This window comes from Nonomuraea sp. NPDC050663 (assembly GCF_044456985.1).
Taxonomy (GTDB): domain Bacteria; phylum Actinomycetota; class Actinomycetes; order Streptosporangiales; family Streptosporangiaceae; genus Nonomuraea.
The window spans coordinates 194157-210383 of sequence record NZ_JBITGL010000009.1 but is presented as its reverse complement, the minus strand read 5'-3'; the positions used below and the strand labels follow the sequence as shown (position 1 = coordinate 210383).

Below are 16227 nucleotides of genomic sequence, written 5' to 3'. Positions count from 1 at the left end.
CTGACTCCTGCAGACCCCGGGCGAACGCCCGGGGTTTCCTCGTATCCGCGGTCCGTTCGCCCTCTCCCTGAAAGAGGCGACCATGAACGACCACCGCAAGCTCGGCCGCGAACTCCAGCTGTTCGACACCGACCCGCTCATCGGCTCGGGACTGCCCTACCTCCTGCCCGCCGGCGCCGCCGTGCGCAAGGCGATCGAGGACTACGTGCACGAGCTCGAACGCCGCCACGGCTACCAGCACGTCAACTCCCCCGTGCTGGGCAAGCGCGAGTTGTACGAGAGATCGGGGCACTGGGCCCACTACAGCGACGACATGTTCCCGCCCATGGAGGTGGGCGGCGAGCAGTTCGTGCTGCGGCCGAGCCTGTGCCCGCACCACGTCCTGATCTACCGCTCGCGCCAGCGCAGCCATCGCGAGCTGCCGCTGCGCGTGGCCGAGCTCGGCGGCATGTACCGGTGCGAGCTGTCGGGCGTGCTGGGCGGGCTGACCAGGGTGCGGGCCATCCACCTCAACGACGGCCACGTCTTCTGCGCGCCCGAGCAGGCCGCCGAGGAGGTCTCCCGGTCGCTCGACCTGATCGAGGCGGCCCACGCCCAGCTCGGCATCCGGGCCCGCCGCTACCGGCTGTCGCTGCGCGGCGACGGCGGCAAGTACGTCGACGACCCGCAGATGTGGGCGCGGTCGGAGCAGATCCTGCGCGAGGTGCTCGAGGCACGCGGACAGGAGTACGACGAGGAGAAGGGCGAGAGCGCCTTCTACGGCCCGAAGATCGACATCCAGATCGCCGACGCCGCGGAACGCGAGACCTCCATCTCGACCGTCCAGGTCGACCTGTACATGCCGGGCCGCTTCGAGCTGTCCTACATCGGGCCCGACCAGCAGCCGCGCCGGCCCGTCATGGTGCACAGAAGCGTCGTCGGCGGCATGGAGCGGCTGCTGTCACACCTCATCGAGGTGCACGCCGGCGCCTTCCCGGCCTGGCTCGCGCCGGTGCAGGCCGTGGTGCTGCCGGTCTCCGACACCGAGGCGGAGGCGGGCCAGGCCCTCGTGCGGCGGTGCGTCGAGGCCGGGCTGCGCGCCGAACTGGCCCACCCCGACCGCGGCTCGCTCGGGGCGCGCGTGCGCCAGCACCGCCTGGTGCCGTACCAGTTGGTCATCGGCCCACGTGAGGCGGCGAGCCACGAGGCGGCCGTACGGCTGCGCGACGGAGGGCAGGTCGGCGCCGTCCCGATCGAGCATCTGGTCAATCAGCTGGCCGGATGGTGCTCGCCTGTGCTTGCGTGAGGAGACCGAATCGAGATGAGGAAGTCTTCCTACAGAACATCAACTACTCGTAAAGTCCCCCCAGCAAAGTCTTGGGGGACTTCGGGGAGGTAACAGGCGTGACCCAGCTGAGCAGCAGCGAGAAGGAGCTTCTCGCCGCGCACGAACAGGAACGTCCGGCACGGGAGCTGGGCGGCCGGTTACGCCTGGGTGTGTGGATCATCGGCGGGCTGTTGTCGGTCTACTCGCTCGCCGTGGTCTTCTGGCCGGTCGAGGCCTTACAACACCGCATGTTCTTCCTGGCGGTGACGTTGCCGCTGGTCTTCGTGTGTTACCGCTCCGGGTACGGCAGGCGCAGGCCGGCCGACGCGGAGGCGCCGCCGGACGGGCGCGGCGAATGGCCGACCGTGACGGACTGGGTGCTCGTGGCCCTGTCGCTGGCGGTGACCGTCTATCCCCTGCTCGACATGGACGGCTTCCGCGACCGGGGCTCCGGGTCCGCGCTGACCGACCTCGACATCATCATGGGCATCGGCCTGACGTTGCTGCTGCTGGAGGCGGTGCGGCGCACGGTCGGATGGTCGCTGGTGATCATCTGCGGGCTCTTCCTCGTCTACGCGTACTTCGGCGGCTACCTGCCGATCTCCTGGCCCATCGGCCACCGCGGCTTCGACCTCGAGCAGATCGTCTCCCAGCTCTACACCGGCACCGAGGGCTTCTTCGGCGTCCCGATGCAGGTCGCGGCGAGCTACATCATCCTGTTCACGATCTACGGGGCGGTGCTCGACTACTCCGGCGCCTCGAAGTTCTTCATCGACCTCAGCTTCGCCGCCTTCCGCAAGTCGCGGGCGGCTCCCGGCCGTACGGTCACCACCGCGGGCTTCCTGCTCGGCACCGTCTCGGGCTCGGGCGTGGCCACCACGGTCAGCCTGGGCAGCGTCGCCTGGCCGGTCCTGCGCAGGGCCGGATACCCGAAGGAGCCCGCCGGCGGCATCCTGGCCGCCAGCGGCATCGGCGCGATCCTGTCGCCGCCGACGCTCGGCGCGGCGGCCTTCATCATCGCGGAGTACCTCCGGGTCAGCTACCTGGAAGTGCTGCTCTACGCGACGATCCCGACGCTGCTGTACTACCTGGGCATCTTCCTGGCCATCGAGATCGACTCGCGGCGCTTCGGCACCCAGGCGGTGCAGGTCGACGCGCCGAAGGCGAGCAAGCTGCTGCTGCGCTTCGGCTACCACTTCAGCTCGCTCATCCTCATCATCGTGCTGATGGCGCTGGACCGCTCGGCCTTCCAGTCGGTGGTCATCGCCACCTTCATCGCCTTCGCGCTGAGCTTCCTGGACCCCGAGCACCGCATGACGCCCAAGCGCACCGGGCAGGCCCTGGCCAAGGGCACCCTGGAGGTGCTGCCGGTGACCGCCGTCTGCGCGGCGGCGGGCATCATCGTGGGCGTCATCACCCAGAGCGGGCTGGGGCTCAACCTCAGCGCGATCATCGTCGACGTGGCCGCGGGCAGCCTGGTGCTCACCACGCTGATGTCGGCCATCGCCGTGCTCCTGCTGGGCCTGGCGGTGCCGGTGACGGCGAGCTTCATCATCGCCGCCGTGATCATCGGGCCCGCGCTGGTCACGCTCGGCGTGGCCCCGGCCGAGACCTACATGTTCATCTTCTACTACGCGGTCCTGAGCGAGGTCAGCCCGCCGACGGCCCTGTCGGCCGTCGCGGCGGCCGCCATCACCGGCGGCAACACGCACAAGACCATGATGATGACCTGGCGCTACACGCTCCCGGCCTTCCTGGTGCCCTTCGCCTTCGTGCTCACGCCCAACGGCTCGGCCCTGCTGTTCCAGGGGCCGATCACCACGATCCTGATCATGTTCCTGGTCTCCTGCCTGGCCGTCGCCGCACTGGCGATGGCCACCGGAGGCGCCACGGGCTGGACGGAACGCATCCTGGCCGCGCTCGCCGCGGTCCTGCTGCTGTTCCTGCAGACCCCGTTCATCGTCGCGGGCCTGGCCGTCCTGGCCGCCGCGGCAGCCGTACATCTCATCAGAAGAAGGAGAACACCAGCGTGAAGCGCTTAATCGCGGGTGCCGCGGTAGCGGTCATGGCGCTGACCGGGGCCGCTGGTTGCGGCGGTCAGGGCAACCGCCTGACCATCGCGACCGGGGGCACCACGGGCGTCTACTACGTCTACGGCGGAGGCCTGGCCAACCAGCTGAAGGCCAACATCGAGAACACCACCGCCACGGCGTCGGTGACCTCGGCCTCGCTGGAGAACATCAAGCTGCTGGCCGAGAAGAAGGCCGACATCGGCTTCTCGCAGACCGACGCGGCCGCCGACGCCATCAACGGCACCGGCAGCTTCAACGCCAAGCAGCCGGTCAAGGCGATCGCCCGCATCTACGACAACTACACCCACGTGGTCATCGCGCCCGGCGTGACCGCCACCAAGCTGGCCGACCTCAAGGGCATGAAGGTCTCCCTCGGCCCGGCCAACTCCGGCACCCAGGTCGTGGCCCGCCGCATGCTGGAGGCCGTCGGCCTCAACCCCGACACCGACGTGCAGAAGCAGCAGCTGTCGATCAACGAGTCTGTGCAGGCCGTCAAGGACGGCACCATCGACGCCTTCTTCTGGGTCGGCGGCGTGCCCACCGCGGGCATCGTCGACCTGGCCACCAGCAAGAAGGAGACCAAGCTGCTCGACACCAGCGACGTCATGGGCGGGCTGTCGAGCAAGTTCGGCGACACCTACGTCAGCCTCGACGTCGACCTGGCCGCCGCCTACAAGCTCACCGGCGCCATCAAGACGGTCGGCGTCGCCAACGTGCTCCTCGTGCACGAGGGCATGAGCGACGACCTGGCCTACAACATCACCAAGACCCTCTTCGACAAGAAGGCCGAGATGGTCAAGGTGCACAAGGAGGCCGAGAAGCTCGACACCAAGCTGGGCGCTCAGGTGCAGCCCATCCCGCTGCACCCCGGCGCCGAGCGGTTCTTCAAGGAGAAGAACGGCTGATCCGCTCCGTTCTGACCGTCCTCGCGCTCGCCGCCACGCTCACGGGCAGTGGCGGCGGGCGCCTGGCGATCCACGGGCTGCCACTGCCCGCCAACAGGCACTTCGCCCTGGCGTACGTGCACTCGATCTACCACGCGCCCTCCGCCGAGCTGTTCGTCGCCGAGGGGCGGCGCTTCACGATGTACGCGGTGGTGTCGCTCAGCGGCGGCGTGCTCGACTACTACGCGCTCGAAGGCCGGCGCACCCGCCTGACGGGCGGCCGGTTCCGGCTCGACCTGGACGAGCCGGTGACCTACTCCTCGATCGACCTGCTGGCCACCTCACTGGGGCAGCGCACGCTCGTCGCCGGTGACCGCTGCCTGCCGCTGTACCCGCCGACCGGGGCGGCTTCCGTACGGCTGGAGCTGGACTGGACCCAGTCGGGCACGAGCGGGCCCTGCCCCGCCTACAGCCAGTCCCTCTTCTTGAAGGCCCAGTAGAGCCCGACCGAGGCCATCGCCACCACGAACGTCGACATCCAGAAACCCCAGGGCTGCCCCGAGCCCGGATAGGGCACGTTCTGCCCGTAGAAGCCGGTGATGGCCGTCGGCACGGCGATGATCGCCGCCCAGCCGGTGACGCGCTTCATGATCTCGTTGAGCCGGAAGCCCTGCTGGGTCAGGTGCGTCTCGCGGACGTTGACCAGCAGGTCTCTTAAGGAGTCCGTCCACTCCGACACCCGCAGCACGTGGTCGTAGACGTCCTGGTAGTAGGGGCTCATGCCCTGCTCGACGACGTGCAGGTCACGCCGGATGAGCGTGTTGACGACCTCGCGCATCGGCAACGTCAGGCGGCGGAAGCCCACCATGTTCTTGCGCAGGTCGAAGGTCAGGCGCTGCATCTCCTTGGTGGCCATCTGCTCGCCGAACAGCCGGCCCTCCAGCTCCTCGACCCGGTCGTCGAAGCTCTGCACCAGCTCGAAGTGGCCGTCGACCACCACGTCGAGCAGGCCGTGCAGCAGGAACGAGACGCCGTGCTTGGCCAGGTCGCGGTTGTGGTCCCAGTGCTTGGTGACCTTGGAGATGTCGAAGTGGTCGTTCTCGCGGACCGTCACCAGGGCGTTCTTCGTCACGAACACGTTCAGCTCGACCGGGTCGAGCTGGCCCCGCTCGTCGATGCGGATGGCGTAGACGGTGAGGAACAGGTGCGTGTCGTAGACGTCGAGCTTGGGGCGCTGGTGGGCGTTGGTCACGTCCTCCACGGCCAGCTCGTGCAGGCTCAGCTCCTCGCTGACCGCGGCGAGCTCCTCGGGGGTGGGGGCGCACAGGTCGAACCAGACGGCGCAGTCGGGCTGGCAGACGTATTCGGAGACGTCCGCGATGGGGAAGCCCTCCTCGGCCAGGACCCCGTTGCGATACAGCCGTGTGTGACCCATGTCGGCCTACCCTAGACCAGGCTCTCGAAGGCGGTCGCGTTGCGGACGGCCGCGCCTCCCGGGTCGTTGTTGAAGTAGACGTAGCAGTCGTCCCAGTGCTGGTCGGCGATGCGAGCGGCCCACGTTTTCAGCGCCGCCCCGCCGTACATGGGCCTGGGGGCGGCCCTGCCCTCGTGCAGGCGCACGTACCCCCAGCCGGCGGTGCGCCACAGCGGGGTGACCGGCCTGCCCAGGCGGTCGGCCCAGCACATCGCGGCCCCGTGGTCGGTCAGCACGCGGCGCACGTCGTCGGTCCACCAGGTGGGATGCCTGGGCTCCACGGCCAGCCGGATGCCGCGCGGGAAGGCGCCGAGACAGGCGTCGAGGAGGCCGGGGTCGGCCCGGAGGGTCGGCGGGAGCTGGATCAGGACGGGGCCGAGCTTGCCCTTGAGCTCCGAGGCGGCGTCCAGGAGGCGTTCGACGGGCTCCTTGGGGTCGCGCAGACGCTTGATGTGGGTGAGGTAGCGGCTGGCCTTGACGGCCATCACGAAGCCGTCGGGGGTCCTGTCGCGCCACGCGGCGAAGGTCTCCGGTTTCGGCAGCCGGTAGAAGGCGTTGTTGCTCTCGACGGTCGGGAAGGTGGCGGCGTAGACCTCCAGCCACTCCCCCTGCGGGCAGCGGTCCGGATACAGCACGCCCCGCCAGTCCTTGTACTGCCAGCCGCTGGTCCCCACATACGTCGTCACCCCTGGGCAGCTACCCCCGGAGCGGAATCCATGCCCAACTGCACCGCCATGGCCTGCTGCAACGCGGTCGCCCCCGACAGCGGGCGCACCATGACCATCAGCTCCTCGATCTTCCCCTCCGCGTTGTAGCGCAGGAAGTCGCAGCCGGTCAGCTCCCTCCCGCCGACCTTGGCGGTGAAGACCAGCGCGTGGCCGGTCTCGTCACCGAGCTCCCTGACGTAGGTGAAGTCCTCGAAGACCTGCGTGACGGCCCGGAGGATCGCGGTCGTGATCTCCTTGCCGTGGTAGGGCTTGTAGACCACGGGGCTCACGAAGACCACGTCGTCGGCGAGCAACCGCTCGATCGCGTCATGGTCACCGGACTCGACTGCTGCTCGGAAGACATCCATGTAGTCAACTTATTGAATAATCGCTTTTCTGTACACTGACGGGTATGAGCTTGCGTCACGCGGTGCTGGCCGCGCTTCTGGAAGGAGAGGCGTCGGGCTACGACCTGGCCAAAGGCTTCGACGCGTCGGTCGCGAACTTCTGGATGGCGACACCGCAGCAGCTGTACCGGGAACTGGAGCGTATGGAGGGCGAAGGGCTCGTCCAGGCCCGGGTGGTGGAGCAGGAGCGGCGGCCCAACAAGCGCGTGTTCTCCCTGACGGACGCGGGATCGGCCGCGCTGCACGACTTCACCGCCGCACCCGCCAGGCCGACGGCGATCCGCGACGAGCTCATGGTGAAAGTCCAGGCGGTGGACTCGGGGGACGTGGGGGCGGTCGTCGAGGCCGTGACGGCCCAGCTGGCGTTCTCGCGGGGGAAACTGGCGCGCTACGAGCGGCTGCGCGAGCGGCTGCTCGGCGGGCGGGGGGAAGAGGAGCACCTGGCTTCCGGGGCGCGCGTGGGGCCCTACCTGACGCTGATGCGGGGGCTGAGCTTCGAGCGGGAGAACATCGCCTGGGCGGAGCGGACCCTGGGCGTGCTGCGTCAGCGCCTGGCCGCCGCGACCGAGCCGGCGAACACCGCGGGCTGACCCCCGCGAGGCGCGGTCAGATCTCCTTCGCCGCGACCCACACGAACCCGTCGGGATCGGTGAACGGCTCGGCGTCGCTGCCGATGAACAGGCGGTGCGACCCGCTCCCCTCGGGCGAGACCCCGGCGACCTTGGCCAGAGCCTTGCGCGTGTACAACGACAGTGACAACCTGCCGGACGGCTGCGCGAACTCGACGTACTTGCGGCCGTAGCTCTTCGTCACCTCGAAACCGTGCTCGACGTAGAACCGCTTGCTCGCCGCCACGTCCTGGGCGCCGAGCTGCAGCACCACCTCGTCGATCTTCCGGGTCGGCGGGCCGGTCTCCTTCTTCGACGAGCTCGCGATCGTCCAGATCGTCCCGTCCGGGGCCCGCACCACGCCGCCGTAGCCCCACAGCGACTTCGCGACCGGCTTCAACGGCTTCGCACCCGCCTCCACGGCGGTGCCGAAGAGGCTGTCGACGGTGGACGGCTGCGAGACGACGAGCGACATGGCGAAGCCGCGGAAGCCCGACGTGGGCACGTCGGAGGAACGTACGCGCAACCGGTCGTCGAGGCCGAAGGCAGTGGCGTAGAAACGCTCGGCGTCCGCGCGGTCGGGCACCTCTAGGGTGACGAATTCCAGGTGAGCCATGGTGCCAACGGTAGGCGGGGCTGGGGGAGCGTGCTTCTTGATTCCTGCTCGAGTCCGGTCCGTTCTGTGGAAAGCGCCCTGGCGGGGGCATCCACACGACCAGGACGCCGGGCCGTGCCCCTCACCTCAGGAGGTTGCCGATGCGTCTCCATCCAGGCGAGACCGAGGCCGTCGGCTGGCGGGTGGTGACCGTGCTCGACGCCATCCTGCGGCTGCGCGAAGCATCACCCTCCGTCGTCGGACGTCCACGGGTGATCGCGATCGACGGCCGGGGCGGCGCCGGGAAGACCACCCTGGCCGAACGGCTGCGCGCGGCGGCGGGCGACTCCGCCGTGGTGCACACCGACGACATCGCCTGGAATCACGCCTCCTTCGGCTGGGGCGCCCTCCTCGCCGAGAACATCCTCAAGCCGCTGCACCGGGGCGAGGCGGTCGACTTCCGGCCGGACGCCTGGATCACCCACGGCCGTCCCGGATCGATCACCGTCCCGGGCGACGTCGACATCGTCTTGGTCGAGGGCACCGGCGTCATCCGCGACGAGCTCGCCCCGTGGCTGGACGCGTCGGTGTGGATGCAGGGTGACCTCGACGCGCAGGAGCGCCTGCTGGTCATCCGTGACGGCGACTCGCCCGAGCAGCTGGAGCACGTGGCGAACTGGCTGCGGGAGGAGCATCCTTTCTTGGTGCGCGAGCGGCCCTGGGCCCGAGCCACCATGATCGTCGCCGGCCCTCCCCACATGGACCACGATGCGGACACAGAACTGGTCGTCGCCCCGCCGACCCGTTCATGACGTGGCCGCCGGAGGTCCTCGGCCCCAGCAGGACCAGGGGCGGGGGTGGGTCAAGGGGTGGAGGAGGCCCGCAGGGGGTGGAGGGCGCCCTTGGAGAGGGAGACGAGGACGTCGACGACCTCCTCCAGGTCGGGGTAGCGCCCCTCCAGGTGGCCGATGGCCAGGGCGTTGGTGGCGGCGTTGACGGCGTCCGCGATGATCTCCAGGCGTCTGCGACCCTCGGGTGAGTCGGGTACGTAGCCGAGTGCCGCCAGGTCGGCGGCGTGGTGGGTGCGGTAGACGTCGGCCGTCTGGATGGCCAGGTCACGCAGGGGCGAGGACGGGTCGTGTCGGGCGCGCAGGAGCATGCGCAGGATCTCGGGGTGGCGGCAGATGGCCTCCAGGGGGATGCGGAACGCGTCGCGGTATCCCTCGGAGTCGGGGTTCTCGCGGGCCTGGCGGCGGGCGTCGCGGATGGTGGCGCGCAGGCTGTCGCCGCCTTCGGAGCCGATGGCGCGCAGCAGCTCCTCGGTGTCCCTGAAGTGCACGTAGAAGCTGGATTGGGCGATCCCCGCCGCCTTGGCGACCGCGACCGTGGTGACCCCGGCCTCCCCCTCGGCGTCGAGGATCGACAGGGCGGCGCGCATGAGCTTGCGCCGGGTCGCTTCCTTGGCCTCGCTCCTGGACAGGCGCACGCCGACCCCTTCCTCAAACGTCAAGAATGCCGATATTTCCAGGTAACTCGGGGATTTCCAGCTTATTTCACCGATAGTACTATCGGTGAAACTCGGGGGCCCTGCCGCAAGGGAGACACCCATGATCAAGCGCTTGACGATCTTATTGACGGCCGCCCTGACCCTGGTCGCCTGCAGTGGGCCCAGACCGGTGGCCACCACCCCTGGAGCAGCCGCCACCTCCACGGGTGGCCCCGCCAAGGGCGGGAAAATCGTGTACGGCCTGAGCGCCGACGCCAACGGATTCAACCCCGTGACCGACCAGTTCGCCGCCCAGAGCTACAGCATGGTCACCACGATCATCGAGCCGCTGGTGAGCGTCGACGCCAACGGCGACTGGAAACCGAACCTCGCCGAGTCCCTGACCCCCAACGCCGCCTACGACGAGTGGACCATCAAGGTCCGGCAGGGCATCAACTTCACCGACGGCCTCACGCTGACCGGCGAGATCGTCAAGTCCAACCTGGAGGCCCAGCAGAAGTCGCCGCTGACCAGCGCCTCCCTGCAGCCTCTCGACAGCATCGAGCTGGTCGACCCCATGACGGTCAAGGTCAAGCTCAAGCAGCCGTGGGTGGTCTTCCCGTACTACCTGGCCGCGCAGATCGGCATGATCGTGCCGCCCTCGACGCTGAACAACCCGCTCGGCGGCAGCCGTACGCCGGTCGGCACCGGGCCGTACATCTTCAAGGAGTACGTCCCCGACAGCCGTTTCGTGGTGACGCGCAACCCGCACTACTGGCGCGACGGCCTGCCGTACCTGGACGAGATCGAGTTCCGCATCCTGCCCGACACCCAGACCCGCGCCCAGTCGCTGGAGGCGGGCAGCCTGGACGCGATCGGCACGACGCGTGACGAGGACCTGGCCAAGTTCGGCGCGATGAAGGACGCCTACACCATCCACCGGGCCCAGGGCATGGCGGTGTCCGAGTCGATGTTCATGCTGAACACCGAGGTCGCGCCGATGAACGACGTGCGGGTGCGCCAGGCGATGGCGGCGGCGATGGACCGCAAGGCGATCATCACGACGCTGCGCGGCGGGCTGACGAAGGAGGCCGACAGCCCGTGGACGAAGGACTCCAAGTGGTACGCGCCGGGCGGCGCCGCGCACACCTACGACCTGGCCAGGGCCACCAGCCTGGTCAAGGAGTACGAGGCGGAGAAGGGCGAGCTCAAGGTCGAGGTGCTGTCGACGCCCGACCCGAACACGATGCAGACCGTCGAGCTGGCGCAGGACATGTGGCGCAAGGCCGGGATCGACGTGACGATCAAGCAGGCCGACCAGGCCGACCTGATCAACCGGGCGCTGACCGGCAACTTCACCGCGACGATCTGGACCGCCTTCAGCTCCCCCGACCCCGACGGTGAGTACATCTGGCTGCACCAGGCCTACGCCAAGCCGATCGGGGCGATCTCGCTGAACTTCTCGCGCGTCAAGGACGACGAGCTCAGCAAGGCGCTCGACGTGGGCCGGATGAACCCGGACGAGAGCGCCCGCAAGCAGGCCTACGCGACCGTGCAGAAGCGCCTGCGCGACCTGGTGCCCTACATCTTCATCGACCACCTCGACACCGGCTCGATCATCACCAAGTCCAAGCTGCGCGGCATCGGCGAGCAGCTGCTGCCCGACGGCGACAAGGGCCTGGCGCTGACCGGCTCCCCCATCCCCTACCACCCCTTCTCCCAGCTCTGGGTCAACGGCCAGTGATCGCCGGCCGCCTGCTTCGCCTGGTGGTCGTGCTGCTCGTGGTGACGTTCCTGTCCTACGCGCTGCTCAGCCTGCTGCCGGGCGACACCGTGACACAGATCCTGGGTCCCGGCGCGAGCGAGGAGGCCAGGGCTCAGCTGCGAAGCGAGCTCGGGCTCGACGACCCGCTGCTGGTCAGGTACGGCGTGTGGCTGAGCGATCTGGTCACCGGCGACTTCGGCACGAGCTTCGTGTCGAGGCTGCCGGTGGCCGAGGAGCTGGCCGCCCGGCTGCCGGTGACGATCGAGCTGCTCGTCGCCGCGCAGCTGCTCGCGCTGGGCCTGGCCGTGCCCATGGGCATCACGGCGGCCCGCAACGCGGGCCGCTGGATCGACCAGACGCTGACCACGCTCAGCTTCGCGCTGCTGTCGACGCCGGTGTTCGTCTCCGGCGTGCTGCTGATCCTGGTGTTCGCGGTGAAGTGGCAACTGCTTCCCGCGACCGGATGGACGCCGATCTCGCTCGATCTGGGCTGGAACCTCACCTCGGTGATCCTGCCCGCCCTCACGCTGGCCTTCGCGCAGGTGGCGGTCTACGCGCGGCTGCTGCGCACCGACCTGATCGCCACGCTGCAGGAGGACTACATCACGCTGGCGCGGGCGCGCGGGCTGTCGCCGCGGCGCATCCTGTGGCGGCACGCGCTGCGCCCGTCGGCGATCACGCTCATCACCGCGATCGGCCTCAACCTGGGCGCGCTCATCGGCGGCGCGGTGATCGTCGAGACGCTCTTCGGCCTGCCCGGCATCGGGCGGCTCATCGTCGACTCCATCTTCTCCCGCGACTACCTGACGGTGCAGGGGGGCGTCGTGCTCATCTCGGCGGGATACGTTCTGATCAACTTCGCGGTGGACCTGGTCTACGCCGCGGTGGACCCGAGGATCCGGCGTGCGTAGACAATTCACCACGGTGCTGGCCGTCGCCTGGATCGTCCTGGTGGTCCTGGCCGCGATCACCGCCGACCTGCTGCCGCTGCCCGCCTACGACGAGACCCTGACCGGCCCGGCGAGCGAGGGCCCGACCCTCGCCCACCCGCTGGGCACCGACGCGCTCGGCCGCGACGTGGCCAGCCGGGTGGCCTACGGGGCGCGCGTGTCGCTCCTGGTGGGCATCGGCGCGGTCCTGCTCGGGCTGGCGATCGGCGCGCCGCTGGGCATCCTGGCCGGATACCGCAGGAAGCTGACCGACGCGGTGATCATGGCGGTCAACGACATCGCGCTGGCCTTCCCCGCGCTGGTGTTCGCGCTGGCCGTGGTCGCCTTCGCCGGGGCGAGCCTGCGCAACGTGCTGATCGTGCTGGGCGTGCTGGGAGTCCCGGCGTGGACGCGGCTGATCCGCGGCACCACGATGGCCTTCTCGCGGCGCGAGTTCGTGCTGGCCGCCCGCCTGCTCGGCGCCCGCGACCGGCGCATCCTGGTCAGGGAGATCCTGCCGAACGTGGCCGTGCCCGCCGCCTCCTACGCCTTCATCGGCATGGCGGTGGTCATCGTCGCCGAGGGCAGCCTGGCCTTCCTGGGCCTGTCGGTGCAGGCGCCGACGCCGACGTGGGGCGGCCTGATCAACGAGGGCCGCGCGCTGCTCGACACCGCGCCGCACATCACGCTCGCTCCGTCGGTGGTCATGTTCCTGACCGTCCTGTCGTTCAACCTGGTGGGCGACCGGCTGCGGGCCAGGACCGACGTACGGCAGAGCGGCCTGGAACCGGTACGGCAGGCGCCCCCGGCCGCCTCGCCCACCGTGCACGTCGTCAGGCAGGACACCCTCCTGCAGGTCGAGGAGATGCGCACGCACTTCCAGACCGAGCGGGGCCTGGTGCGCGCGGTCGACGGCGTCTCCTTCACCCTGGAGCGCGGCAAGACGCTGGCCATCGTGGGCGAGTCGGGGTCGGGCAAGTCGATGCTGATCCGCTCCATCCTGGGCCTGCTGCCGGGCTCCGGGGTGATCCGCTCGGGCAGCGTCTACCTCGACGGCGAGAACCTGACGAGCTACACCCCGCAGGAGATGCGTCAGGTGCTCGGCCCTCGCATGGGCACGGTCTTCCAGGACCCGATGACGGCGCTCAACCCGGTGCGCACCATCGGCGCCCAGGTGACCGAGCCGCTCAGGGTGCACCTGGGCCTGGACCGCAAGCAGGCGCGCGCCGAGGCGATCAGGCTCCTGGCGCAGGTCGGCCTGGCCGACCCGGTCAGGGCGCTGAAACGCTACCCGCACGAACTGTCGGGCGGCATGCGCCAGCGCGTGACGATCGCGATGGCGTTGTCGTGCGACCCGGACGTGCTGTTCGCCGACGAGCCGACGACCGCGCTCGACGTCACCATCCAGGATCAGGTGCTGCGGCTCATCCACCGGCTGCGCCAGGAGCGTCATCTGGCCGTGGTGCTGGTCAGCCACGACCTGGCGGTGGTGCGGCAGTGGGCGGACGAGGTCATCGTCATGTACGCGGGCAAGGTGGTGGAGCGCGGGGCGACGGCCGAGATCTTCTCCCGTACCCGCATGCCGTACACCGAGGCCCTGTTGCAGGCGGTGCCCAAGCTCGGCGATCCGCCGCACCACCGGCTCAGGGTGATCACTGGCCGCCCGCCCGACCTGGCGGCCCTGCCCCCGGGGTGCGCCTTCCAGCCGCGCTGCCCCTATGCCCAGGAGCGGTGCGCGCTGGAGGCGCCGCCGCTGGACGAGGACTGCGCGTGCTGGTATCCGCTCAACGTCAGGGAGAGTCATGGCCGGTAGCGGCAGCGCCCACCTTCGCGAACCCGATCAGGTCGCGCTGCGGGTGCAGGACCTGGTGGTGGAGTTCCGCGGCGGCGTGCAGGCCGTCTCGGGGGTCAGTTTCGACGTGGCGCGCGGCGAGACGCTCGGCATCGTGGGCGAGTCGGGCTGCGGCAAGTCCAGCACGGCACGCGCGCTGGTGCAGCTGCCTCCGCCCCGTTCCGGCTCGGTGCGGCTGGACGGGGTGGAGCTGACCGGCCTGAAGGGCGAGGCGCTGCGCCGTACCCGCAGACGCCTACAGATGATCTTCCAGGATCCGATCTCGTCGCTGAACCCGCGGCGGCGGGTGCGCGACATCGTGGCGGAGGGCCCCCGCCTGTGGGGGGCGGACGACTCGGAGGTCGACGAGATCCTGGAGGCGGTCGGCCTCGATCCGGCGACGGCGGCCACCCGCCGCGCGCACGAGTTCTCCGGTGGCCAGTGCCAGCGCATCTCGATCGCCAGGGCGCTGGTGCTGCGGCCGGAGGTGGTGATCTGCGACGAGCCGGTCTCCGCGCTGGACGTCTCGGTGCAGGCGCAGATCCTGGCCCTGCTGGAGGAGCTGAAGGAGCGCTACCGGCTCACCCTCGTCTTCATCGCCCACGACCTGGCGGTGGTCAAGAACGTCAGCGACCGCATCCTGGTGATGTACCTGGGCAAGACGTGCGAGCTGGCGCCCGGCACGGAGCTGATCGACCGGCCGGCGCATCCGTACACGCGGGCGCTGCTGGCCGCGGTGCCGGGCGGGGGCCGCACGTCGGAGACGCTGATCAGCGGCGAGCCGCCCTCGCCCGTCTCGCCGCCGAGCGGGTGCAGGTTCCGCACCCGCTGCCCGCTGGCGACCGAGCGGTGCGCGGCGGAGGAGCCGGTGATGCGGCAGGTCGGCGAGGGACACTTCGCCGCCTGCCACTACCCGCTGCTATAGCGGCAGCCCACCGGTGGCCGCCCAGGTGGAGCCGGTGGAGCGGTAGGCGTCGATGGTGCGCTCGGCGATGCGCATCTGGTGGATCTCGTCGGCCCCGTCGGCCAGGCGGGCCCAGCGGGCGTGCTGGAACATGTGCGCGAGGGGCGTGTCGGTGGAGTAGCCGAGCGCCCCGTGCACCTGCACGGCCCGGTCGACGATGCGGTTGAGGCTCTGCGCGACGAAGTGTTTGGCCATGGACACCTCGGTGCGGAAGTCCTCGCCCTTGTCGATCTTCGAGGCGGCGTGCAGCACCATGAGCTTGCACTGGTAGAGCTCCATCGCCGAGTCGGCGATCAGCCACTGCACGCCCTGCTTGTCGGCCAGCACCGAGCCGTGGCTGTAGCGGTTGAGCGCCCGGTCGACCATCATGTCGAGCGCGGTCTCGGCCTGGGAGATCCACCGCATGCAGTGGGCGAGCCTGGCCGGTCCGAGGCGGTACTGCCCCAGCCGGTGGCCGTTGCCGCGCCCGCCGAGGATCTGCTCGTCGGTGACGCGCAGGTCGGTGATGACGATCTCGCTGTGGCCGGTGGAGCCGTGCATGGTCTCCACCTCGCGCACGTCGTTCCATCCGTCGCTGGGCAGGTCGACGAGGAAGGCGGTGTTGCCGCCCCGCTCCCCCGGCGGCACGTCCTCGGTGCGGGCGATGAGGATGGCGAAGTTGGCGCGGCGGGCGTTGGAGATGAACCACTTGTGCCCGTTGATGACCCACTCGTCGCCGTCCTTGACGGCCTTGGTCTGGATGAGGGTGGGGTCGGATCCGGCCACCTCGGGCTCGGTCATGGCGAAGCACGACATCTGGACGCCTTCGAGGAGCGGCTTGAGGTAGCGCTCCTTCTGGTCGTCGCTGGCCCAGTGGAGCAGCGTGTGCATGTTGCCCTCGTCGGGGGCCATGCAGTTGAGCACCCACGGGCCCAGCCTGGTCTTGGCCGCCTCCGCCTGGACCATGGCGAGCTCGACGTGCCCCAGGCCCATGCCGCCCCACTCCTTGGGCATGTGCGGCAGCCACAGGCCCTCGGCCTTGGCCTTCTCCCGCAGGCCGAAGATGGTGCGCAGGTAGTCGTCACGCGAGGCGTTCTCGTCGACCGCCGGGATGACCGTCTCCTGGATGAAGGTGCGGACCTTCCGCCGCAGGTCCTCGTGTTCGGGCGCGAGGGTGAAATCGATGGCCATGGGCGGGTCCTCCTGTGTTTTAAGGCGGT

16 protein-coding genes are annotated in these 16227 nt (G+C 69.6%); 10 read left to right on the top strand and 6 right to left on the bottom strand.

What is annotated here, in order from left to right; genetic code table 11:
* The first annotated feature begins 7 nt into the window (after positions 1-7).
* From thrS to ACIBH1_RS28140, 4 genes are all read left to right on the top strand, one after another.
* Positions 8-1285 carry a threonine--tRNA ligase gene (gene thrS / locus ACIBH1_RS28155; protein ID WP_397317112.1) on the top strand — a complete coding sequence of 426 codons (1278 nt, stop codon included), beginning with the start codon at positions 8-10 and terminating at the stop codon, positions 1283-1285.
* 98 nt (positions 1286-1383) lie between these two features.
* Positions 1384-3339, top strand: a complete 1956-nt coding sequence (locus ACIBH1_RS28150; RefSeq protein WP_397316951.1) for a TRAP transporter permease — start codon at positions 1384-1386, stop codon at positions 3337-3339.
* On the top strand, positions 3336-4283 hold the full coding sequence (locus ACIBH1_RS28145; protein ID WP_397316950.1) for a TAXI family TRAP transporter solute-binding subunit: 948 nt from the start codon (positions 3336-3338) through the stop codon (positions 4281-4283). Before ACIBH1_RS28150 ends, ACIBH1_RS28145 begins: the two co-directional genes overlap by 4 nt.
* 116 nt (positions 4284-4399) lie before the next feature.
* A complete protein-coding gene (locus ACIBH1_RS28140) occupies positions 4400-4762 on the top strand; it encodes a hypothetical protein (protein ID WP_397316949.1) in 363 nt (120 codons plus the stop codon).
* Here the strand turns inward: ACIBH1_RS28140 and ACIBH1_RS28135 are convergent.
* Genes ACIBH1_RS28135 through ACIBH1_RS28125 form a run of 3 tightly spaced genes read right to left on the bottom strand, consistent with a single transcriptional unit; the run spans position 4729 to position 6811 of the window.
* The gene (locus ACIBH1_RS28135; protein WP_397316948.1) at positions 4729-5697 is read right to left on the bottom strand and encodes a magnesium transporter CorA family protein; all 969 of its coding nucleotides are present in this window, start codon (positions 5695-5697) and stop codon (positions 4729-4731) included. The two genes, ACIBH1_RS28140 and ACIBH1_RS28135, sit on opposite strands and share 34 nt — an antisense overlap.
* Before the next feature lie 11 nt (positions 5698-5708).
* The gene (locus tag ACIBH1_RS28130; RefSeq protein WP_397316947.1) at positions 5709-6422 is read right to left on the bottom strand and encodes a DUF72 domain-containing protein; all 714 of its coding nucleotides are present in this window, start codon (positions 6420-6422) and stop codon (positions 5709-5711) included.
* Complete coding sequence (locus tag ACIBH1_RS28125) at positions 6419-6811, bottom strand: nuclear transport factor 2 family protein (protein WP_397316946.1); 393 nt, start codon at positions 6809-6811, stop codon at positions 6419-6421. The genes ACIBH1_RS28130 and ACIBH1_RS28125 overlap by 4 nt, the downstream gene beginning before the upstream one ends.
* Before the next feature lie 44 nt (positions 6812-6855).
* Here ACIBH1_RS28125 and ACIBH1_RS28120 point away from each other — a divergent pair, with 44 nt between their 5' ends.
* Positions 6856-7440, top strand: a complete 585-nt coding sequence (locus tag ACIBH1_RS28120) for a PadR family transcriptional regulator (RefSeq protein ID WP_397316945.1) — start codon at positions 6856-6858, stop codon at positions 7438-7440.
* 16 nt (positions 7441-7456) lie between these two features.
* Here the strand turns inward: ACIBH1_RS28120 and ACIBH1_RS28115 are convergent, their stop codons facing one another.
* Complete coding sequence (locus ACIBH1_RS28115) at positions 7457-8074, bottom strand: glyoxalase (RefSeq protein ID WP_397316944.1); 618 nt, start codon at positions 8072-8074, stop codon at positions 7457-7459.
* Between the two features lie 140 nt (positions 8075-8214).
* On the opposite strand from ACIBH1_RS28115, the gene ACIBH1_RS28110 reads away from it, so the two are divergent.
* Positions 8215-8865 carry a uridine kinase gene (locus tag ACIBH1_RS28110; RefSeq protein ID WP_397316943.1) on the top strand — a complete coding sequence of 217 codons (651 nt, stop codon included), beginning with the start codon at positions 8215-8217 and terminating at the stop codon, positions 8863-8865.
* Between the two features lie 50 nt (positions 8866-8915).
* Here ACIBH1_RS28110 and ACIBH1_RS28105 read toward each other — a convergent pair whose 3' ends face one another.
* Complete coding sequence (locus tag ACIBH1_RS28105; protein ID WP_397316942.1) at positions 8916-9563, bottom strand: TetR family transcriptional regulator; 648 nt, start codon at positions 9561-9563, stop codon at positions 8916-8918.
* A 97-nt stretch (positions 9564-9660) separates the two neighbouring features.
* Between ACIBH1_RS28105 and ACIBH1_RS28100 the strand changes: the two genes are divergently transcribed.
* From ACIBH1_RS28100 to ACIBH1_RS28085, 4 genes are read left to right on the top strand one after another with little or no spacing between them, the layout of a single operon-like run.
* Positions 9661-11283 (top strand): ABC transporter substrate-binding protein, encoded by a 1623-nt coding sequence (locus ACIBH1_RS28100; RefSeq protein WP_397316941.1) that lies wholly within the window; start codon positions 9661-9663, stop codon positions 11281-11283.
* The gene (locus ACIBH1_RS28095) at positions 11280-12215 is read left to right on the top strand and encodes an ABC transporter permease (protein WP_397316940.1); all 936 of its coding nucleotides are present in this window, start codon (positions 11280-11282) and stop codon (positions 12213-12215) included. Before ACIBH1_RS28100 ends, ACIBH1_RS28095 begins: the two co-directional genes overlap by 4 nt.
* Positions 12208-14046, top strand: a complete 1839-nt coding sequence (locus ACIBH1_RS28090) for a dipeptide/oligopeptide/nickel ABC transporter permease/ATP-binding protein (protein WP_397316939.1) — start codon at positions 12208-12210, stop codon at positions 14044-14046. The genes ACIBH1_RS28095 and ACIBH1_RS28090 overlap by 8 nt, the downstream gene beginning before the upstream one ends.
* Positions 14036-14989: an ABC transporter ATP-binding protein gene (locus ACIBH1_RS28085; protein ID WP_397316938.1), complete on the top strand. Its 954-nt coding sequence runs from the start codon at positions 14036-14038 to the stop codon at positions 14987-14989. Before ACIBH1_RS28090 ends, ACIBH1_RS28085 begins: the two co-directional genes overlap by 11 nt.
* Here ACIBH1_RS28085 and ACIBH1_RS28080 read toward each other — a convergent pair.
* Positions 14984-16198, bottom strand: a complete 1215-nt coding sequence (locus ACIBH1_RS28080) for an acyl-CoA dehydrogenase family protein (protein WP_397316937.1) — start codon at positions 16196-16198, stop codon at positions 14984-14986. The genes ACIBH1_RS28085 and ACIBH1_RS28080 overlap by 6 nt on opposite strands.
* Positions 16199-16227 lie beyond the last annotated feature (29 nt).